Consider the following 21,020-nt stretch of genomic DNA (forward strand, 5'->3'; position numbering starts at 1 on the left):
TATTCTATACTATACTTTATTATTTTGCAACTTATAAATCGACCTTATTCACGACATTTTCTTCGTATGAAATCCAATCACTAAAACTGCCTGCATAGAGCTTTACATTTGGATATTCGGCTTCAATTAAACCTAAATAATTTACACAACCAGTCACGCCTGAACCACAGTATACAATTGTTTCTTTGTCTTTTGAAAAATGTTTATAATGATTCTGTAACTCTTCTTTTGATTTGATTCGTCCATTTTTTTCATTTATAACATCTTTCCAAAATGAATGCTTTGCACCTGGAATATGGCCGGCAATCCGATCAATTGGTTCAACCTCACCTTTATAGCGAATATATTCTCTTGAATCGATTAAGTTTACGTTATCATTAAATTGCTTTTCTTTCACATCAGAAATGAAACTAACCATATGATCGTTTATATTCGCCTCAAATTTCTTTGGTGTGACATTAGCAATTTCTTCTGTCACTTCAAATCCATTTTCGATCCATTCTTTATACCCACCATTTAATACAAATGTAAATTGATGTCCAACTAGGCGACATAAAAACCAACATCTAGCTGCGTTATCTAAGAATCCGTCATCATAACAAATCACAATTGTATTTTGATCTATTCCTAATTTACCTAATAATTCACTAAAGTCATTTACGTCAGGTAAAGGATGTCTTCCACCATGTTTTTGGACTTCACTTGATAAATCATTTTTCAAATCAACAAATCTAGCATGAGGAATATGATTTTTCACATATGCTTTGTAGCCATAGCTTGAATCAGCTAATTGAAATCGACAATCTAAAAAAACAACATTTGGATGTAATCGTAATGTATTTGCCAGATTCGTATCAATAAAATATTTCAATGTATTTGGCCACCTTTATTTAGATCAGATTTTTAAACAATTTTAAAACATCTTCTTGGACAACATTTTCATCTAAGTTATTTGTAGCTTCAATTGATTGTTCAATATCACTTTCAACTTGCTGCTCACATTTATTAAATAAAGATGTAAGTGTATCAACATATTGACCATTATAATGATTGATAAAAATTTGCTCCATGCTTGTAAGGTAGGTTTTTAATGGTGTTTTTAATTGGGAAATACACTCATCAATCATATTTTCTTTCATATTTTCAACAAAAAAGCTTTTTGGATTTTTATAGTAAGACTTTAAATTTTCAAAGCTGTTCACATCAAAGAATTGATCTGGCTTATCAAGCTGAATCGTTTTTAAATCAGGCACCTCATTTTTTTGTACAATAAATTCTGTTTGAACAGAATGAATTTCTTCAATTAAACGATTCTGAGTACTGTTGATTTCATTCATTAAGAACTTCTCTAAACGATAACCTGTAATTCTCAATTCTTTCATAATTTCTTCTAGAACTTCATAGATAAATTCACGAATTTTTGTAATAACTAATTGCTTACTATTTTTCGTTGAATGATTGAAAATGCTTGGATTAAAGAAATACGGGAATAAATCTCTCATACGATATTCAATACGCTTTTCGATGAAAAATAATAATTGTTCATTTTCCTTCTCAAATGACCTTGGTAATGAAGATGGAAGAGTATTTTTATTGATTGTGTGAACTTGATTTCGAATTGTGTTAAGTTCAGATAAAAATTGATCCTTTTCAACCTTTATTCTTTCAATACGTTTGATCGTATCAATTAGAATCTTCTCAATCACCAACAGATCGTTTATAAAGGTTTTAAACACTTCATTCGCAATTTCATATTGGAAATAGTTTTGAATTTTATCATTCAGTTTTCTGTAATTTCCTTCAAGATCCAAACCAATTGGTGAAGTGTTGTAGCCTTTCATTTGAAGCATACTTGATACTGGAAATACTGATGGGAAACGAACCCCTAGCTTCGTTAGCTGATTAATAAAGAAGTTTTGCACGATTGTAATTTCTTCTGCATCCTTCGCTAAATCAGACGCATTTAATACAAAATATACTTTATCGCTATCAAAGCTTTCTCTCATTCGCCCAATCTGCATTAAGAATGATTCGTCTTGTCTTGTAAATGCGTGTTGGTAATGGGCTACATATAAAATTAAATCAGCTTTTTTCAAGTAATCAAAAGCAAGCTCCGTATGACGTGAGTGGATACTGTTTCCGCCAGGTGTATCAACTAATACAATTCCATTTAGTGTTAATTCACAATCATAATAAACAGTACTCTCTTTTACAAAACAAGCTCTAACTTCTTCACTAATCACGCGAACGTATTCATCTATTTGATATGTTTGTGTCGTACCTAATAAATGACTCATTTCCTCATAATTATGACAAACGCTTTCTGCATAGATGAGTGCATCCGTTGGAACTTTTTCTTTCTGTTGTGTAATAACAACTTTTAGCGTTTGAATCCATTCTTTACCATTACTGTCAATTCCCCATTTTTTGAAAAAATCAAGAAACTCTTCCTGTAATGTTTCAAATGATTTATACGTAACTTCTGCCGTCTTATTAGCTGAATCTACTGTTGACTTTTTTATTTTACATATTGCTGCTGTTGTTGGATGCGGAGATACCGGTAGTACTCGATTCCCCAATAAAGTATTAATGTATGACGTTTTACCAGAGCTAAATGCACCGAATAATGCAATTGTATATTCATTTGATTTAATCTGATTTCTTTTTTCGATTAAAACATCAATTTTACTTTTTATATATTTATTTTCAGCAAGCTTACTAAGTAAAAGATCGGCAACTTCATATTTTGATTGAATTTCTTCATTTGAATATTTAACAGCATCAATTTGATCTGTATTAGTTCTCTCATCATTTTCCACTACGAACTGAGTCTCATCTTTTAATATATCTTTTTTGATTAATTCACTTACAGACATACGAATTGGTAAAATATTTGTTATATTACCCGATAGAACTTGATTATGTTCTAAAATCTCTCTTATATCTTGAATAGATTGGATGAGTTGATGATTCTTCAAATCAATTGTTTCTAATTCTCTAACTTTTTGACCCATCTCATCTTTCTTTATATTTAGTTCCTTTAAACGTTTTTCGCTTAGACTTAATAGTTCTATTATCACTGATTGAATAAATTCATTAATCGCTTTACGATAGACCGCTTTAATTCCGTCACTGACTTCTTTCGTATATTGTAATAGGTAGTTGCCACTAATATTAATTAATTGAGTCGGTTTTGGGCATAGCGTCATTTCAGAAATGTTAGGCTCTAGAATATGATCATGTTGACTCAAATCAATGTTAATCTCTTCAATACGATTTACCGCAGATTTAGCGGCTTCTTTAATAAAATATTCAATTTGTTTTTCTGTAAGCTCTTTCACTTTACTAATAAATTGTTGTTTTGCATTATCTGAAGCCATTTCAAGTTTTTTTCGTGATTGAAAAAAACCTTTATTTAGTAAAGCAATTTCTGATTCAAGATAGTTTGAAGCTAAGTCCCTCATTTCAAAGGGTGTAATGTTTGAATTAGTTAATACTTGTTGAGTTGTTTGTGAACAATCTTCTTCAAATTGAACTTTTACATTGTTTAATACAGATATTTCAGTCAATATCTCATTGTACTCTTCCTTATATAGTGGAAAATTTTCATCCAATTCGATTTGTTCATTTTCAAGATGTTGCATTTGTTCTTTCATTATGGTTTTAAAACTTGAAGAATCATGCTCAATTTGCATGGTTTCTTGTTGTTTATATAAATTGTTCAGAAAACCTATAAAAGATTGATATTCATTATTTTGTACTGATTTGTCTCTCGTCGATAAATAAAAAATCGTTAATTTTTCTAAACCTTGTTTCTTTAAATTGCTAATGACGCCATCCTTAAATGCTTCGAAGGTTAATTCAGTTTCATCATGCTTATCAATGCAAGTAATGACTAAACAAACTCGATCATTTTTTTCAATTAATGAATGAATAAAATCAATATTTGTTTTTGAATGGACGTGTTGATAATCCATTAAATAAAAAATACAATCTGCTAAATGAATGACAGAATTAGTTGCATCTAAGTGGTCTACATCTGTCGAATCAATTCCTGGTGTATCAATTAATACAACTCCTTCAGGAATCTTAAATGATTCTTGGCTCCATTCTAATTCAATAATTGAAGAGCTATCTTTAGCAAGCTTCTTTAAATCTTCAACTTCAATTTCATCTTCAATTTGATACATGTCACCATTTTTTAACGTAATTAATAAATCATTCTGACCGTTTTTCAATTTTACGACGTTTGCACTTGTTGGAATTGGGCTTGTAGGAAGCTTTTCAACTTGTAATAAATCATTTAACAATGAAGACTTACCAGCTGAAAAATGTCCACAAAAAACATAATAACTTTCTTTATTTTGTATTTTGTAAGCTAACTTTTTTAATTGGAATAATTCCTTCGAATTTTCTTGATTCGTTAATAATTCGATTCCTGAAGAAACCTTATTTATTAAATCCCCTCTGTTAACCTTAGTATTTTGCAACGTGATTTCCCCATTTCATATCAAACTCAAATAAACCCTAAAATTATTTTATCTGTATATATATTAATTGGGAAGAAGAATGTATAGGCTATTTCATTAAAAATAAAAAAACTAGGTAACATCACCTAGTTTTGAACTTGTTTTAGCACATATTTAGTTAAGCCAAAATATAAAAGAATAGTTGCAGACACAAATCCAATAACCATTGACGCCCAACACCTTTCGAAGTTGATAATGATTTTCATTCTATATTAATAATAACAAATAAAAGATTGATGTCAATGGTTTATTTAACTGAATATAATAGCGCTTTATTTTCTTCCTTTATTCTTACTTTTAAAAGCATGAAATTACAGATTGAAAAAATAACCGCTGTAATATAAGCATGAAAAAGTAATGGTATGATGATCAATTCCATTGTGACAATCAGATAATTTGGATGCTTAATATATTTATATAAGCCCTTTTTCACTAACTTTTCTGATGGTAATACAATAATCTTTGTATTCCATCGTTCTCCCAAAGTAGAAATTACCCATACTCTTGCTAACTGAAGAATAATGAAAATAATGAATATAGATGGTAAAAATCCGATTTCTATAACTTGTAGAAAAGTATTCTCTATTATTATTGAGATGAAAAATGTGCTATGTAATATAATAAAATATTTATAATGCTCTTTTCCAAATTCAATTGCACCGCGTTTTTTTAATTTCTTTTCATTTTTTTTCGCAATAAACACTTCTGCTAATCTTTGAAAAATGATAAACACAAATAATATCTTTAACATTAGCATTCAACCCATTTCAAAAGTGAGAGTTCTGAGCTAAATCCAGGACCTAATGCGCATAATAAACCATGTTCGTTTTTCTTTCCTAATTTCATATATTCTTTTAAAACAAACAGAACAGTACAGGAAGACATATTTCCATATTTTTTTAATATATCCAGCGAAATCCTTGTCTTTGATTCATCAATTTCAAGTGAATCGACATAGGCATCCAATACTTTTTTACCACCAGGATGTGCAATAAAATGTGATACGTCATTCAATAATATATTATTTACACTTAAAAAATTTGTTACGACTGGCTCTAACCAATTTTTTATAATTGATGGAATATCTCTTGAAAAAATAACAAAAAGTCCTTCATTCCGAACATCCCATCCCATAACATCTAATGAGTTTGGCATCAGAGTTGAATGTGTTTGCTCAATATTTGGAAGTGCAGCGTGAATTGTTCGTTCCTTCAATTTGCTTTCATCACCAATTACCAATACCGTTGCTGCGCCATCTGCAAAAAGAGATGTTCCGATAATATTGCTTTTGGATAAATCGTCTTTTTGAAATGTTAAACTACAAAGTTCTACTGCGATTAGTAAAATATTAGACTCAGGATGTGCTTTACAATAGTCAAAAGCTCGAGCTATTCCGCTTGCTCCACCAGCACACCCTAATCCCCAAATTGGTATTCTCTTAATTGTTGATTTGAATGGTAAGATATTCGCAATATGTGCATCAATTGTAGGAGTAGATATTCCAGTAGACGAAACAAAAATGATCCCATCAATTTCATCAATTGAAATCTCTGTAGATAAAAACTCTTTATTATCCAAACAATCTTTTAATGCATCTAAAGAAAGTTGAATTGCTGTCTCAACATACATTTGGTTCTTTTCTTCAAAACTGTGAGTCTCGCCATACCATGACAATTCTTTAGAAAGATATCTCGACTGAATTTCTCCATTTTGAAATACAGATAAAAGTCTGTCGATTGATGGGTATTTGCTTAAAAATAATTCTCTAACAAATGGGACAATGTTTTCTTGATTTATTTTATGTTCAGGAACAGCTGTTCCAACAGATAAGATTAAAGGCATAATTTACCATCCTTTCTACTTCTTACCTTTTGTAATATAAGGAAATTTTATGCAAAAAAAAACAATTCAAGGATTCATCCATTTTAATGAACGAATACCACCTGAATTGTCTAAACGTTTCAAAGGAGTTTTTATTTCTATGTTGTGCAAATTAAGTATAACTGATTTGATCTTTTCATTCAGTGATCAATTATTTCCAATTTATTATTGGCAGGATGATAAGCGTTATTTACTAACTAAATAACTATCCGGCTACAAATTCATGCAAAACATTTTAAGAAAGACTTGCTTCTGATTCCATATTCTGCTCGGAAAAAGATAATTCATATAAATTTGCGTATTTGTTCTCAAGGTATTCAATATAGTATTGAACATTTAATTCTTCACCAGTTACATCTTTTAATAGTTCTTGAGGTGTTTTTGTTGCTCCATATTGATGAATATTTATTTTTAACCAATTCAGTATCGAATGAAAATCATTAGATTCTATTAATTCATTTACAGTTGGTAAATCTTTTTCCATTGTTGCTTTTATTTGTGCTGCATACATTGCACCTAGGGCATAAGTTGGAAAATATCCAAAGAGTCCCATAGACCAATGAACGTCTTGTAAAACACCTTCACGATTTGTAGGCGGGATGATTCCAAGATATTCTTCCATTTTTTTATTCCAAATTGTTGGTAAATCCTTCACTTGGATTAGCCCATCTAATAAGTCCTTTTCAATTTCATAACGTAACATAATATGAAGTGGGTATGTTAATTCATCAGCTTCAATCCGAATATATGATGGTTTACTGTGATTAATCGCTTTGTAGAAATCCTCTAGACTTACATCATCTAACACTCCATTTAATTGTTTCGTAAGTTTAGAATAATTACCCTTCCAAAATTCAAAGCTTTGTCCAATCATTTTTTCATATAAAAGTGATTGAGATTCGTGAATTCCTAGCGAAGCACCTTGGGCAATCGGTAATCCTTCTAAGCTTTTTGAAATGTTTTGCTCATACAATGCATGACCACATTCATGAATTGTACTAAATAGCGCTTTAGCAAAATAATCCTCATGATATTTTGTCGTTACCCGAACATCACCAAGGTTTATATTTGTAGCAAAAGGATGTGATGTTTCATCTAAACGACCAGAGTTAAAATCGTAACCAAGTGTAGTTAAAAAATCTTCACAAATTTCTCTTTGCTTTTGTTTTGATACATTTGCTTTCATTTCTTCTCTTTCATGACATACCTGGTTCATATTGTTTCAAATATGTATCGTACTTTGAATCATCATAACCTAAATACTCTACAAACTTTCGTTTATACTCAATTATTTCTGTTAAATATGGTTCGAATTTTGAAAAGTTATTTTCTGTTTTTGCTTCTGCCCATACACTCTCAGATTCTGCTTGGCATTTTACATATGCTTCATATTCTTCAACAGGTATTTTTGTATTATGATCAAATTCTCTTCTCAAGAACTCAACTGTTTTCTCAACTTCTAAAGTACACTTTCCAGCTTGGATCGCTTCCTCTAGTGTAATTAAATAATGTTCCATTTCTTTTGATGTACTCATTTTAAAAACATCTGATGATAGTTGACTAATAACATTTGAACGTTGACGAACTGCGTTTTTAGGTGCACCGGTTCTAAGATCCCAATAAAGAACACTAATTGCTTCTTGCATGTTTAATATTTTCTTAACATAAGCCAAAAACGAAGCTTCATACTCTTTCAAACTCATAAAAACACCCACCTTTACATTTTCAAATAATTCAGTCAAATAAATAGTAACATAAAAAACGATTACTCAATTGGAAGAAATATCGACAAAAATGATGTAGTTTTCTTTAAATTATGATCTGGATACTCAATTTATATATAGAACATACTAGGATTAGTAATCCGTTTTCTTCTAAGAAATCCCTCACAAGCTTCGAATCATTTCACCTACATATTTTACAAATTAAATCTTTTTTAATATTCCTTGACAGGAATATTCCTCATGAGGTATATTTCAAATATGAATTCGACTTTGATCGCACTTGCAGAACCAAAAAGATTACAGATTGTTGAACTATTACGTGACGGACCACTTTCAGTTGGAGAAATAGCTGAAAAGTTGGATCTTAAGCAACCTCAAGTTTCTAAACATCTCCGCGTTCTTAGTGAAGCTGGTCTTGTAGAAGTTCAACCAATTGCCAATCGAAGAATTTATAAACTTAGACCTCAACCGCTTAAAGAGATGGATTCGTGGATTGAAACCTTTCGTCACGTTTGGGAAGAAAAGTTGGATCGATTGGATGAATATTTAAAAAAGTTACAAGGTAAATAACGGTATTTATTTGCAGCAATTTTGATACTAGCGCTTTTAATATCAAACTATTAGAAAGGATGTTTAGTTTTAACTATTAAAGGAGGAAAAAGATGAGTCATGTAACTGATGGACAATTAAATTTAGAAGACAGACAAATTACAATTAATCGCGAGTTTGATGCCCCAAGAGATCTAGTATTTAGCGCTTTTACTGATCCAAATCATATCGGGAAATGGTGGGGACCTAATGGATTTACAATCACAACACATGAAATGGATGTAAGACCAGGAGGAACTTGGACTTTTATCATGCATGGTCCTGATGGAGTTGATTATCCAAATCAAATTCAATATATAGAGGTTGTAAAACCGGAAAAACTTGTTTATAAACACGGTTCAGGCGAGGAAAATGATCCTGGGTCATTTGAAGTAACAGTTTCATTTGTGGAAAAAGAAGGCAAAACCTTACTTACTATGTGTTCTTTATTTGCTTCAACCGAAGAGCGCAATAATGTCATTCAATTTGGTGCAATTGAAGGTGGCAAACAGACTTTAGATCGCCTTGCAAGCCATATATCAAAATTATAAAAAAAAAATACTAGCTTACGTCATTTTAATAAAATTTTAGGAGGAATTAATGATGAATAAAAACCAATTTAAAGTAGAAAAAAATGAACTTGTGATTACGCGTGTGTTAGATGCACCTCGTGAATTAGTTTTTAAAGTTTGGTCTGAAAAAGATCATTTAAGAAACTGGTGGGGCCCTACGGGTCTAGAGCTTAAAGTTGAATCACTAGATTTCAGACCAGGTGGAAAATTTCACTATAGCATGAGTTCACCTGAAGGATTTGAAATGTGGGGACTTTTTGTATACGGTGAAATCGTAAAACCTGAAAAAATTGTATTTGTAAATTCGTTCTCTGATAAAGATGGTAATATTACTAATTCACCGTTTCCTCAAATGGGGCCATGGCCTTTAGAGGTTCATAACACTTTAACGCTTGAAGAGAATGATGGTAAGACCACTCTTACATTAAGAGGTTACCCAATAAATGCAACTGAAGAAGAAATAAAGTCGTACGAGGCTGGACATGAGTCAATGAAGCAAGGTTTCGGTGGCACATTCAAACAACTGGAAGAATATTTAGCAAAAGTTTCATTATAAAATCAAAATAACCACTTAGTTTTATTAGTACTATATCTACAATCTGGGACCACTTCCTTTTGGAAATGGTTCTTTTTTTGTAATTTTTGTTTATACTGAAGATTTTTTTATCGCTAATCACCTGTTTTACACCTGCGATATCACCACACCAGTAAGCCGTTGATCAGCATTTGCAAGTAAAACCAATTTTTCGACCTCTACTTCACAGAATTCTGGAAGCTTAAACTGTGTAAAGTTTTCAAATGGTACTCCTCATTTATTCAACCTGAACGCCTGCTTAACCACCGGTTGTTTCTGAAAAACAAAAAAACTCCATCAATTTAAAATTTTAGTAAACTAATAGTTTTTAAATTAATGATTTCATGAGCTTCCATTGCCTCGTGGAATGACACCCTTTCTGTTGTGTTACGCACCTTTTTTAAAGCTCGCGTATATGTAATATCACCATTCGCATGGTTTGTTATGCTCTAATTTGGATTCAAAAATATTGAAAAGCATTTAGGAAATGAGTGAATAAGAAGAATCGTAAAAACAGAAGATAGTGTGGATGTTTATATTAGGAGGACAAAAATGAAAAGAACTTTAGGGCTTCATGAAAATTTAGAATTACATGAATTAATTAATGTCAATAGTCTATGCCTTACTAAATTAGCAACAATGAGTGAAATTGCTCAAGATTTGGATCTACAAACAATTCTATTAGATGATGCGAAATATGGTCATGAACATATACAGCGTTTAAAAGAATTCCTATCGTATATTGGTGAAGGTGAACAGTCATGACTAATATCTTACAATCTTTAGCTGTCATGGGCGAATTGACAGATTAAGTTATGCCACTGATTTATTAATTACTTCAAAATCAGGTGTTAGGATTCTCGTTTCATTCAAATCCTATATGCAAGTTTTACGTCAGCTGTATGATTATCTATTTCTTGTTATTATACTCTTTTGTGATCTCAGCTTTCCGGAAATAAAAAAAAAGACCTTAATGGTCTTTTTTATTACTATTCAACTTATGATTAGCCAATAAACGGAATCGCTGAATATGAAATAATATTACGATCACGATATGTTTGTGTAATCACATCACTCTTAGTACTTAAAATACCATTTTGTAATATGACTGGTTTAAAACCTCTTTCCATTGCTCCATTATAAGTGAAAAGTACACAATGCTCTGCAGCAAATCCTGCAATAATCACTAAGTTAATTCCTTGGTCACGTAACACCTGTTCCAATTCTGTTTCCCAAAATGCATTAGAATGTACTTTCTGAATAAAAATATCTTCTTGCTCTACTTTAATTTCTGGAATTATTGATATGGAATCATCATGAAGATCACTTGCGCCCTCAACGTCTTGAATATGTATAACTACATTATTTTTTTCACGAATCTTCTCTGCAACATAATTAATGTATTCACAAGCGCCATCAACATTCATCACTTCTTTTTGATCATTTAGTAAATTTTTTTGCATGTCTATAATTAAAAAGCCTATTTTCATTGTTTTCCCCCTATTAAATCTTAGATTTAGCTTAAAAACCTCTTTAGGAAATATATTCCTTATCTTTAAAAGAAAACCTTTAATTTTTTCTAAATTAAATTGACATTTTATATAGAACAATTCGATTAGAAATTAAAAAAGCCCCAATCGCAATAGCGATCGGGACCTATATTTATCTATTAAATTTTCATTTAATTTTTAGCAGGAACATTAATACCTAGCTGTAATAATCCATTTCCTTCTTCTAATTTAGAGTATCCTAGGGAAATTGTATGAGAAATTAATAAATCATAAATTTCTGATTCAGTAATTCGCTCATTATTTTCAGCTTCATATTGATGAATCAATAAAGCAATTGCTCCAGATACATGCGGTGTTGCCATAGATGTCCCGGAGAGAGAAGCATATTGATTTCTTGGATACGTGGAAAGAATTTTTTCCCCTGGTGCTACTAAATCAACCTCGTCATTTGTATTACTAAAATAGGATAAACGCTTTTGAAGATTGACTGACCCTACTTCAACCACTTCTTGGTAAGCACCAGGATAGCTATATTCACTAGTTTCTCCGCTGCCATCACCTTCATTACCCGCTGCGCATACGACTACAATGTTTTGCTCTACTGCTTTTTGAATTGCTTCATGTAAACCAAAATCATCTTCTGGACTTCCCAATGACATTGAAATTACTCGAACAGATTCTCCGTTACAGCCTTTCCAAGTTGTTGCATATTCAATCGCCTGGGTTACAGCTTCTACACTACCTTCCCCTCGACCATTTAGTACTTTCAAAACGAGTAGCTTTACTTTTGGTGCAACGCCAACTACACCTTGTCCATTTTGAGTGGCACCAATTGTACCGCATACATGTGTCCCATGACCATTATTGTCTAAAAATACGTTCGGATCTCCGCCATAGTCTTCGGTAAAGTTATACCCGCCAATAATACGGTCCTGTAAATCTGAGTGGTCTGTTTGACAGCCAGTATCAATCACTGCAACAACCACTTCTTCTCCTTGAAACCCTTTTTCCCAGATAGATTCAGCTTCGATTAAACGGACACCAACAGGTATTTCTTTAGTACGCCCTTTAACTTCTTCCAATTTGTAAGGAATTAACCTAAACTTGGACATGCTTATCCACTCCTTTTTGGGTTTTTACATAAGGATCATATTCTTTGAGGTTTATTCTTATATTCTCTTCTCATCCAATATTTCCCTTTTAAATTCGCGATCTTATTACCCTTTTCATAACAAATGACTCTTTTATCATAGAGTCTTTTTAGTGGTAATGATTATTGTCCTATCATTTGTAAAACCCATTTATCACTTTTGTATCAGTATGTTTACCATTTATAACTAAATGAAAAATAATATAAAAAAGGGACTAACTAACAGCCCCATGTAATTTATGCGAAACGACAATTAGTAGACTTGAGTTCAAACGAAATAATAGATTTTCCTAAACATATTGAATATTGTAAGTACACTTCATCACTCCGTTTGGATAAAGTTTCATTTCTTTTAAATCTAATGTAAGAGTTGACTTTTCATGACCAAATAATGATGTACCCTCTCCGACAATTATTGGATTAATTTTAAGTACCAATTGATCAATCAGTTTATGTTTCAGCAACGAACCGGCCAATTCTCCTCCACCACATAGCCACAATTTACCGCTTTTTTGTTGTTTTAGATTTTCAATAAAAGAAATCGCGTTTCCTTTTACTAATTCTACCTCTTCATTTGATTCAAACTGTAATGAATTTGAGAAAATATAATGCTTTAAGCCTTTATAGCCAGGTTCTCCTGGTTTCGCTCCAAATTGAAATCCAAACTCATATGTTTTTGTCCCCATTAATACAGCATCATATTGTTTTATATCTGCTAAAAAATCAGGTACATGTTCTCCTTCAAATAAAAAGAGAGAATTTTGTATATCACCTTCAAGCATACCCTTGTCTGATATAAAATTATCTATTGATACAGCAACATGGTAAATTAATTCAGCCATTATAGACTCACCCTCCAAAAATTGAATTACTTAATTACTACATTTAATGGATTTCAATCCAAAATTATTCGCTTTTTGGTTAAGTATTCTACTAATAATACGCTATTATGGTCTTCGTAAAAAAAGAGCCGATCTAGGATCGACTCTTTTTCATTCAAAATCTGATTACGATTATACTAATTTATAAAGCTTAGAATATTTCTCTTCCAGGTAATCAATAAAGTATTTCACGTTTAAATCTTCACCTGTTATATCGATTAGTAATTCTGATGGTTTTTTCAATTTTCCATATTGATGAATATGTAAGGTAAGCCAATTTACGATTTGGTGCAGTTCACCACTTTTTAGAAGTTGTTCATAATTTGGTAAATCTTGTTTCATTTTATGTTTAAATTGGGCAGCATACATTGCTCCTAGCGCATATGATGGGAAATATCCGAAGTCACCACCAGACCAATGCACATCTTGAAGTACTCCTTCACGATTATTAGCAGGAACGATCCCTAAGTATTTCTCCATTTTTTCATTCCAAACCTTTGGTAAATCTTTAACTTGTAAATCACCATCAAAAAGTTCTTTTTCAATTTCATATCGAACCATTATATGAAGTGGGTATGTACATTCATCTGCTTCAATTCTAATATAAGATGGTTCACTATGGTTGATTGCTTGATAGAACTCTTCAACAGTCAAATCTTTAAAGAAATCACCTGTTTGCGCTTTTAATTCTTCATATTGCGTTTCCCAAAATTCTAAACTTCTTCCAATCATATTTTCAAAAAATAGTGATTGTGATTCATGGATTCCCATTGATGCCCCAGAACATAATGGTGTTCCAATTAAATTAGCTGATAGATTTTGTTCATAAAGTGCGTGGCCACATTCATGAATCGTACCAAATAAAGCACTCATAAAATTATCTTCAATGTATTTTGTAGTAACTCGTACATCACCTGGGTTTAATGTAATTTGAAACGGGTGTACTGTTTCGTCCAACCGTCCTGATTGAAAATTATATCCTAATTTACGTAATACGTTTTCACTAACTTCTTTTTGGATATCTTTAGAAATTGGTTGAAATAATTCATCTCTTTGAAGTGAAACACCAGAATTTGAAATTTTTGAAACTAGTGGCACTAGACTTTCTCGTACTTTACTAAATACTTCATCAAGCTTTTTCGTCGTCATTCCAGGCTCATAAAAGTTAAGTAATGTATCATACTTTTTGTCTGTATAACCCCAGTACTCTATAAATTTCTTTTTCATTTCAACTATCTTCTCTAAATATGGCTGAAATGTTAAGAAATCCCCCGAATCTTTCGCTTCTTCCCATGCTGATTCACTTAAAGCACATAATTTAACATATTCTGCATATTCATTTTTTGGAATTTTACAGTTTAAATCATATTCTTTTCTGCATTCTTTAACTGATTTCTCTAAAATTTCACTTAAACGTCCTGTACCAATTTCACTTTCAAGACGTGTCAAATATTGTTCCATTTTTTCTGAAGTCGTCATCTCAAATACTTCTGAAGAAAGTTGACTAATTACATTTGAGCGCTGCTCTGCTCCATTTTTTGGTGCGCCTGTACGTAAATCCCAATACATAACATTAATGGCTTCATTATAATTTTCAATTTTCTTTAAATAGTCAGTAAACTCTTCTTGTACTAAATGTAATTCCATTTTTCTCCCTCTTTTCAATGAACTTGATATTTTCACTATCATTCTATCATATTTATGACTAAATTCTTCCAATTTTTATCTAGGACATTTGTAATTCATTTATAGTACAATGTGTTTTAGGTGAGGTGTTCGTATGAGAATTTTATTATTAGGTGCAACTGGAAGAGTCGGAAAACAAATCCTTGATTTATTATTAGAAGAGAATTATGAAGTAACAGTATTGGTAAGAGATCAACAAAAACTTACAATTCAACATCCATTACTGAATATATTTCAAGGTGATGTATTACAATCAGAGGATTTAAGAAAATCTATTGAAGGAATTGATGGCGTTATTTCAGCGTTAAATACTAACGAAAATGAAACCCTATCAAAATCAATGCAAATACTTGTTCCGCTTCTTGAAGAATTTCATATTCAGCGTATTGTTACAATCGGTACAGCAGGAATTTTACAATCTAGAGTTGAACCAAATACTCTACGATATTTAAGTTCTGAATCAAAACGAAAGTCAAAAACCGCAGCTAGCGATCATGAAAAAGTATTTCATTTATTAAATGGAAGTAGACTGAATTGGACAATTGTTTGTCCAACGTATTTACCCGATGGTCCTACTACCAAAAACTATAGAGTTAGTGAAAATTTCTTACCAGCAGATGGAAAAAGTATTTCAACAGGTGATACGGCTCACTTCGTCGTGAAGGAGTTTTTTGAAGAAAAATTTATTCAGTATAGGGTTGGTATTTGTTATTAATACAAAAAAAGCTAGCGATTGCTAGCTTTTTATTATTGGCTCTATTGGTAAACTTTTTAAAACTTTATCATAAGTCTCTTTTTGTAAATCATTTTCTAAAAATAGAATAATTTTACCACGATCTTCATGACTACGAATTAGTCGACCGATCCCTTGTCGTAATCTAAGTAGCATATATGGTTCATCGATTTCTGTATATGGGTTAGCTGTATTTTGTCGTTTTGATTGGAACACTGGATCATTTGGCGGGAATGGTAATGAATGGATAATTACCTGGCTTAATGATTCCCCTTGAATATCTAGTCCTTCCCACAGATGAACTGCACATAGTGAAGCTGTCTGATTTTCTTGGAACTTTTGAACGATCGAGCTAATTTCTTCCTCCCCCTCAAAATAAAGAGGGAATTGTAAATTTTCATGTTCGATTAATGTCTTGAATTGTTTCATCTCTTTTGAAGAATTAAACAAGACTAAAGAGCTACCGTTATTATTTTTTAAAGCTTCAATAATGGTACGGTTTTTCTGATCTGTTTCATTTTGGTCAATTCTATTTAATTCAATTTTCATTTGTTCTTCATAATCAAATGGAGAATTAACAGAAAAAGATAAATAATCTTTAATACCTAAACTATTTGCGATATATTCAAACGAACTATTTTGTGAAAGTGTCGCTGATGAGAATAGAATTGGCATTTTTTGTTGGAATACTTTCTCTTGTAATAACTCATTAACAGCTTTTGGCATAATAACAAGCGTTAACTCATTTTGATTATATTCAATCCATTGTATTGCAGATGATTCATTTATAAATAAATTCAAACAACGCTCTACATCATCTAAATGTTCATCAACAATATTTAATTGATACTCATCAATTGTATACATTTCACTTTCAAAAACTAATTCATCTCCGATTTTGCTGATTTGAGCTTTTAGTCGTTTTGCTAATGACAATAATTGATTGTTCATGTTCAATTGATAACGTTTAGATCCTTCAACTTCTACACTGTTATTATCCAATTCGTAAAAGAATTGATCATATGTTTCCAAAGTATCTTCCAATAATTCTTGGAAGCTCTCTCTCGTACCAGATTGCATTAAGAATGAAAGAAACGTATTTAAGGTTTCTTGTTGTAATCTGTATGTTAATGATTTTTGACTAGCAAACTCTAGTAAATGTCCTTCGTCAAATACGACACAGCTAGGATTTGGTAGTAGTGGTAACTGACCTTCACGTTTTCTTGAATCGACAGTCCAAATATGTTCCATATAAAACTCTTGAGAACATACAATTAAATCAGTTGCTTTACGATAGTGTTCTCTTGAAAGAGTTTGTCCACAACGGTGCCTTTGATCACATGTTGAACAATCTTGGAAATAGTCATAAGAAATCGTGTCCCACTCTTCATCAGTTAACTCTTTATATTCAGTTCTATCTCCATATGGCGTAAATGTTTGTAATGTACCATAATCGTTAACAAAACTTGGTAAGTTATCGTACACTGCCAATACTTGATCTGATGTCTCATCTTCAGTTCGCTGAATATCTAGCTTCTTCAGACATAAATAATTCGTTGTTGATTTTGCTAATCGAACATCAATTGCTAAATTTAAAGCATTAGATAATTTTTCAATATCACCATTTTTTTTAACAAGCTGTTCAATTAAAGATTCATCTGCACACGCGATAATTGCAGGCTTCCCAGTATATCTTGCATAGCATAAGCAGTATAGTAAATAAACAAATGTTTTACCTGTTCCAACACCTGCTTCAGCAAAAATAACCTTCTTTTCTTTAAAAGCACGTTCGACTTGATACGCCATAAAAATTTGTTCATCTCTTAATTCATAACCAGCATCTGGTAATAGATCGTAAAAAACATCTCCAATCCATTCTCCAAGCTTGTCTATAAATGAATCTTGCTTCCCTACCTCAAAAGGTAATTTTGATGTTGTACTCATTGCTACCCCCAAAATGTTAATTAAAAAGAAAAAAGTTCTCTATGAGAACTTTACATTCACTAATTTATTTGTTGTTACATTGATGTTAAAAAATAGTCTCTAATGGCTATCATACAAAATATTTACTAAAAGTACAATAATACTCTCTAAATATAAAGAAAGAGCTAATTTTTTGTTTTCAATTTTAAATTCAAGTTTCTAATAATTGATTTAACAGGATTTGAGACTTTAATCCTTCTTCTCCATCAATTTCAGGTTTTTGGTCATTTTGAACACAGTCAATAAAATGATTAATACAATCTTCAAAGCCTCTTTGCTTTAAAGTAGTATCCCATGAAAGAGCAGTTGAAATCGAAAGTTGGTTATTTGATTCAGTCTCCATTGTATTCATGTTCTTTACACGAATAATAGCCCCTTCTGTTACTAATTCTAATTTTTCTAAATTTGTACCAGCTTTACGATGCATCTCAGTAAAAATCGGAACATTTAATTCAGATTTAAATAAATGACCAGCGTAAATAAGATTGTTTTCATTATTTACATTTATTGTGGAATCAATAACATTCAAATCTCCATTTGCTAACCACCTAGCAGTATCTACTAAATGAAGATAATCATCTAACATCGTGAATTCATATGAATTAGGACCGATGCTATCCATTCTATGCTTTTCAAAACGGATTGAAGCAATATTCTTTGCTTGCTCTTTTGCAGCTACATACATAGGTGCGAACCTTCTATTAAATCCTACCATTAATTTTCGATCATGTTTGATCGCTAACTCCACTAATTTTTCAGATTCTTCAATATTAGCAGCTAATGGCTTATCAACATATACTTCTTTCCCTAAAGTTAATAGGAAAGAAACGATCTCAAAATGTGTGCTAGTTGAGCTATGAACAAATACTGCATCACATTGATCAGCAAGTGTTTGTAGACTACTAAAATCTTGAATACGATATTGTGAACAAATCGATTTGCGCTTATCCTCACTTGGTGAAAAAGCACCTTCAAATCTCCAGTTTGTTTCTTTCGCTAGTATCGGCAAATACGCTTTTTGAGCAATATTCCCTAAGCCGACCATACCAATGCGTGGTTTCTTCATATATCTCATCCCTTTAAACATTTTTCATTTCACTTAATGTCATTTTAACAAAATTATCTTAATACTGTTTAGATAAACTCTCATAACCTACATAAAAATTAGAAATGAACTAGGTGATGTTGGGAAAACTATTAAATATGTCCAACAAATAATATTGTATAGGAGATGATTGATTGTATTTGTATTCATTGATTCAATCGAATTTTGACACAAATGATGATTTAAGTGTAGTAAGGGATCTTTATTTACTACAACATGAGAATCACTTTACTAGTGATGAATTCCATGACATGGTAACCAGCTATAAAAGTACTGCGGAAACAAATTGGCATGTAGCTCATCTTCTTGAAAAAAATCATGGTTTTAGAATCGTTCCATCAATCAATTTATAAAATTACATTCATTTTTGTTTATTAAAAAAGTACTAATTAGTTTTTTAATTAGTACTTTTTTCCATTTCATTATTCAACATTTCTAGGTGGACGTTTCCCAAAGTATTGGTAATAATCCGTTTTAATAAAACCGTTAAACAATTTACGTTTTTTAGTTGCAGGTTTACCGTAAAATTGTTCAAAGCCTTCATGACTAGTTAAAACATAAACCGACCATGTGTCTAGTTTCGTGTAAACTTGACCCATATCAGCATATAATTTTTCAACATATGGACGATCATTTAAACGTTCGCCATATGGTGGATTTGTGACAACATAACCATAGTCTAATCTAGTCGTAAAATCCTTTACTTGCATTTGTTTAAATGAGATTGAGTCTGCTAGTCCGATTTCATCAGCATTTGCTTTAGACACATTAATCATTCTATGGTCAATGTCTGAACCAATTATTTCTAATTTTTGATCATAATTTGCCATATCATCTGCTTCTTGTCTTGCTTCGTTCCAACGTTTTTTACCAATCCAGTGCCATTCCTCCGAAGCAAAGCTTCTAAAAGAACCTGGAGCAATATTTTGACCAATTAATGCAGCCTCAATTGGAATTGTTCCAGAACCACAAAATGGATCAACAAATGGTAAATCAGCATTCCAGTTCGTTAATAAAATTAATGAAGCTGCAAGTGTTTCCTTTAATGGTGCTTCACCTTGTTCAACGCGATATCCTCTTTTATGTAATCCTTCACGGCCTGTTGTATCAATAGTTAAAGTTACAATATCTTTTAAGATAGAAACCTCTACTCGGAATAATGGTCCATCCTCTATTAGCATTCCTTGTACATTTTGAATCGTTTTTAATTTATCAACTATGGCTTTTTTTACAATCGCTTGACAATCCGAAACTGAAAATAATTTCGATTTTTGGGATTTACCAGTAACAGGGAATTGTCCATTTCTAGGAATAAACATATGCCAAGGTAATGCTTTTGTTTTCTCGAATAATTCATCAAAAGATGTTGCTTTAAATTCACCAACTCGCAGCTTTACTCGATCCGCTGTTCTTAACCATAGATTTGCTTTAACGATACCATCTTCATCAGCCTTAAATAAAACGCGGCCATTTTCCACCTGTACATCTTCAAATCCTAAGCTTTTAACTTCTCTTGCAACTAATGCCTCAATTCCCATAGCAGCTGTTGCAATCAGTGTATATTTAGTCAATTTTTTCACCTATCTCACTCAAAAAGAATGAACTTTTCTATTTTTATTTTCCATATCTTCATTATGAACAAAACGCGTCAAAATTACAAAAAACTCTCCAAGGATTAGAGAGTTTTAAACAGTTTCATCATTTCATATGTTCTGTAAGCCATGTTCTGTTCCTTAGTACTGCAAACGGCTCTCGCCTCGTACGTAAAGGTGGTAATCATCTATCTACAGAAATACTCTGTCCCTTTCTAAGTTCAATTCCTTCGAAAGGATTCCCCTACCATAATTTGGGTTTCTCGCTCGTGGGGTTTACCGCGTTCCACTCCTCTCATTTCTTCGAGGACTACGTCACTGTGGCACTTTAAAGGTAGTAGAACCATATCCATAAAGGACTTAGGTCCGTTCCCTGCCGTTAGCTTTACCAGCTACCCTATCTTATGACTTCGATAGGCACGAACACTACAGCCATCTCAGGTCTGTGCGAGCATGGACTTTCCTCAACAACGTCAAGCGTTGCAGCGATTACCCGAACATAATGAAACGA

Annotated in this window: 18 protein-coding genes, 1 other RNA gene and 1 pseudogene; 7 read left to right on the forward strand and 13 right to left on the reverse strand. The window is 31.8% G+C overall.

The annotated features are described in order from the left end of the window. Positions 1–31: 31 nt before the first annotated feature. The 4 genes from ABID96_RS11670 to ABID96_RS11685 form a co-directional block, all read right to left on the reverse strand. Positions 32–871, reverse strand: coding sequence for a sulfurtransferase (locus ABID96_RS11670; protein ID WP_377896871.1), 840 nt, complete (start codon positions 869–871; stop codon positions 32–34). A 19-nt stretch (positions 872–890) separates the two neighbouring features. Next, positions 891–4,490 carry a dynamin family protein gene (locus tag ABID96_RS11675; protein ID WP_192602197.1) on the reverse strand — a complete coding sequence of 1,200 codons (3,600 nt, stop codon included), beginning with the start codon at positions 4,488–4,490 and terminating at the stop codon, positions 891–893. 286 nt (positions 4,491–4,776) lie between these two features. Next, entirely contained in the window at positions 4,777–5,280 is a 504-nt protein-coding gene (locus ABID96_RS11680; RefSeq protein WP_377896872.1) for an isoprenylcysteine carboxyl methyltransferase family protein, read from the reverse strand. Further along, entirely contained in the window at positions 5,280–6,371 is a 1,092-nt protein-coding gene (locus ABID96_RS11685) for a type III polyketide synthase (RefSeq protein WP_192602199.1), read from the reverse strand. Before ABID96_RS11685 ends, ABID96_RS11680 begins: the two co-directional genes overlap by 1 nt. 49 nt (positions 6,372–6,420) lie before the next feature. Between ABID96_RS11685 and ABID96_RS11690 the strand changes: the two genes are divergently transcribed. Then, complete coding sequence (locus ABID96_RS11690) at positions 6,421–6,615, forward strand: hypothetical protein (protein WP_192602200.1); 195 nt, start codon at positions 6,421–6,423, stop codon at positions 6,613–6,615. 30 nt (positions 6,616–6,645) lie between these two features. Here ABID96_RS11690 and ABID96_RS11695 read toward each other — a convergent pair. Further along, a pseudogene (locus tag ABID96_RS11695) lies at positions 6,646–8,113 on the reverse strand (carboxypeptidase M32). Between the two features lie 279 nt (positions 8,114–8,392). Here ABID96_RS11695 and ABID96_RS11700 point away from each other — a divergent pair. From ABID96_RS11700 to ABID96_RS11715, 4 genes are all read left to right on the forward strand, one after another. Continuing rightward, positions 8,393–8,704: an ArsR/SmtB family transcription factor gene (locus ABID96_RS11700; protein WP_192602201.1), complete on the forward strand. Its 312-nt coding sequence runs from the start codon at positions 8,393–8,395 to the stop codon at positions 8,702–8,704. A 92-nt stretch (positions 8,705–8,796) separates the two neighbouring features. Continuing rightward, a complete protein-coding gene (locus ABID96_RS11705; protein WP_192602202.1) occupies positions 8,797–9,273 on the forward strand; it encodes an SRPBCC family protein in 477 nt (158 codons plus the stop codon). Positions 9,274–9,325: 52 nt separating this feature from the next. After that, positions 9,326–9,850 (forward strand): SRPBCC family protein, encoded by a 525-nt coding sequence (locus ABID96_RS11710; RefSeq protein ID WP_377896874.1) that lies wholly within the window; start codon positions 9,326–9,328, stop codon positions 9,848–9,850. Between the two features lie 570 nt (positions 9,851–10,420). Further along, positions 10,421–10,633, forward strand: coding sequence for a hypothetical protein (locus tag ABID96_RS11715; RefSeq protein WP_192602204.1), 213 nt, complete (start codon positions 10,421–10,423; stop codon positions 10,631–10,633). Positions 10,634–10,872: 239 nt separating this feature from the next. Here the strand turns inward: ABID96_RS11715 and ABID96_RS11720 are convergent, their stop codons facing one another. From ABID96_RS11720 to ABID96_RS11735, 4 genes are all read right to left on the reverse strand, one after another. Then, entirely contained in the window at positions 10,873–11,358 is a 486-nt protein-coding gene (locus ABID96_RS11720; protein WP_192602205.1) for a cysteine hydrolase family protein, read from the reverse strand. Positions 11,359–11,549: 191 nt separating this feature from the next. Continuing rightward, the gene (locus tag ABID96_RS11725) at positions 11,550–12,491 is read right to left on the reverse strand and encodes a S8 family peptidase (protein ID WP_192602206.1); all 942 of its coding nucleotides are present in this window, start codon (positions 12,489–12,491) and stop codon (positions 11,550–11,552) included. A gap of 328 nt (positions 12,492–12,819) precedes the next feature. Next, positions 12,820–13,371, reverse strand: a complete 552-nt coding sequence (locus ABID96_RS11730; protein WP_192602207.1) for a dihydrofolate reductase family protein — start codon at positions 13,369–13,371, stop codon at positions 12,820–12,822. 171 nt (positions 13,372–13,542) lie between these two features. Further along, positions 13,543–15,057, reverse strand: coding sequence for a carboxypeptidase M32 (locus ABID96_RS11735; protein WP_192602208.1), 1,515 nt, complete (start codon positions 15,055–15,057; stop codon positions 13,543–13,545). 133 nt (positions 15,058–15,190) lie between these two features. Here ABID96_RS11735 and ABID96_RS11740 point away from each other — a divergent pair, with 133 nt between their 5' ends. Then, positions 15,191–15,811, forward strand: coding sequence for an NAD(P)-dependent oxidoreductase (locus ABID96_RS11740; RefSeq protein ID WP_192602209.1), 621 nt, complete (start codon positions 15,191–15,193; stop codon positions 15,809–15,811). A gap of 21 nt (positions 15,812–15,832) precedes the next feature. Here the strand turns inward: ABID96_RS11740 and ABID96_RS11745 are convergent, their stop codons facing one another. Together ABID96_RS11745 and ABID96_RS11750 are read right to left on the reverse strand one after the other, a co-directional pair. Next, positions 15,833–17,773: an ATP-dependent DNA helicase gene (locus ABID96_RS11745; protein WP_192602210.1), complete on the reverse strand. Its 1,941-nt coding sequence runs from the start codon at positions 17,771–17,773 to the stop codon at positions 15,833–15,835. A 190-nt stretch (positions 17,774–17,963) separates the two neighbouring features. After that, positions 17,964–18,878 carry a Gfo/Idh/MocA family protein gene (locus ABID96_RS11750; RefSeq protein ID WP_192602211.1) on the reverse strand — a complete coding sequence of 305 codons (915 nt, stop codon included), beginning with the start codon at positions 18,876–18,878 and terminating at the stop codon, positions 17,964–17,966. Between the two features lie 173 nt (positions 18,879–19,051). On the opposite strand from ABID96_RS11750, the gene ABID96_RS11755 reads away from it, so the two are divergent. Then, positions 19,052–19,270: a hypothetical protein gene (locus ABID96_RS11755; protein ID WP_087999449.1), complete on the forward strand. Its 219-nt coding sequence runs from the start codon at positions 19,052–19,054 to the stop codon at positions 19,268–19,270. A 69-nt stretch (positions 19,271–19,339) separates the two neighbouring features. On the opposite strand, the gene ABID96_RS11760 is transcribed toward ABID96_RS11755, so the two are convergent. Together ABID96_RS11760 and rnpB are read right to left on the reverse strand one after the other, a co-directional pair. After that, the gene (locus ABID96_RS11760) at positions 19,340–20,488 is read right to left on the reverse strand and encodes a THUMP domain-containing class I SAM-dependent RNA methyltransferase (protein WP_192603133.1); all 1,149 of its coding nucleotides are present in this window, start codon (positions 20,486–20,488) and stop codon (positions 19,340–19,342) included. A gap of 139 nt (positions 20,489–20,627) precedes the next feature. Further along, positions 20,628–21,010: RNase P RNA component class B (rnpB, locus tag ABID96_RS11765), an RNA gene on the reverse strand. Positions 21,011–21,020 lie beyond the last annotated feature (10 nt).

It is taken from the genome of Gottfriedia sp. OAE603 (assembly GCF_040543965.1).
GTDB classification, from domain to species: domain Bacteria; phylum Bacillota; class Bacilli; order Bacillales; family Bacillaceae_G; genus Gottfriedia; species Gottfriedia solisilvae.

Bases quoted from the DNA above. Each gene is read 5' to 3' on its own strand.
- ABID96_RS11680 (WP_377896872.1), bottom strand. From the start codon at position 5,280: ATGTTAAAGATATTATTTGTGTTTATCATTTTTCAAAGATTAGCAGAA.
- ABID96_RS11685 (WP_192602199.1), bottom strand. From the start codon at position 6,371: ATGCCTTTAATCTTATCTGTTGGAACAGCTGTTCCTGAACATAAAATA.
- ABID96_RS11690 (WP_192602200.1), top strand. From the start codon at position 6,421: ATGCAAAAAAAAACAATTCAAGGATTCATCCATTTTAATGAACGAATA.
- ABID96_RS11700 (WP_192602201.1), top strand. From the start codon at position 8,393: ATGAATTCGACTTTGATCGCACTTGCAGAACCAAAAAGATTACAGATT.
- ABID96_RS11705 (WP_192602202.1), top strand. From the start codon at position 8,797: ATGAGTCATGTAACTGATGGACAATTAAATTTAGAAGACAGACAAATT.
- ABID96_RS11710 (WP_377896874.1), top strand. From the start codon at position 9,326: ATGAATAAAAACCAATTTAAAGTAGAAAAAAATGAACTTGTGATTACG.
- ABID96_RS11715 (WP_192602204.1), top strand. From the start codon at position 10,421: ATGAAAAGAACTTTAGGGCTTCATGAAAATTTAGAATTACATGAATTA.
- ABID96_RS11720 (WP_192602205.1), bottom strand. From the start codon at position 11,358: ATGAAAATAGGCTTTTTAATTATAGACATGCAAAAAAATTTACTAAAT.
- ABID96_RS11725 (WP_192602206.1), bottom strand. From the start codon at position 12,491: ATGTCCAAGTTTAGGTTAATTCCTTACAAATTGGAAGAAGTTAAAGGG.
- ABID96_RS11730 (WP_192602207.1), bottom strand. From the start codon at position 13,371: ATGGCTGAATTAATTTACCATGTTGCTGTATCAATAGATAATTTTATA.
- ABID96_RS11735 (WP_192602208.1), bottom strand. From the start codon at position 15,057: ATGGAATTACATTTAGTACAAGAAGAGTTTACTGACTATTTAAAGAAA.
- ABID96_RS11740 (WP_192602209.1), top strand. From the start codon at position 15,191: ATGAGAATTTTATTATTAGGTGCAACTGGAAGAGTCGGAAAACAAATC.
- ABID96_RS11745 (WP_192602210.1), bottom strand. From the start codon at position 17,773: ATGAGTACAACATCAAAATTACCTTTTGAGGTAGGGAAGCAAGATTCA.
- ABID96_RS11750 (WP_192602211.1), bottom strand. From the start codon at position 18,878: ATGAAGAAACCACGCATTGGTATGGTCGGCTTAGGGAATATTGCTCAA.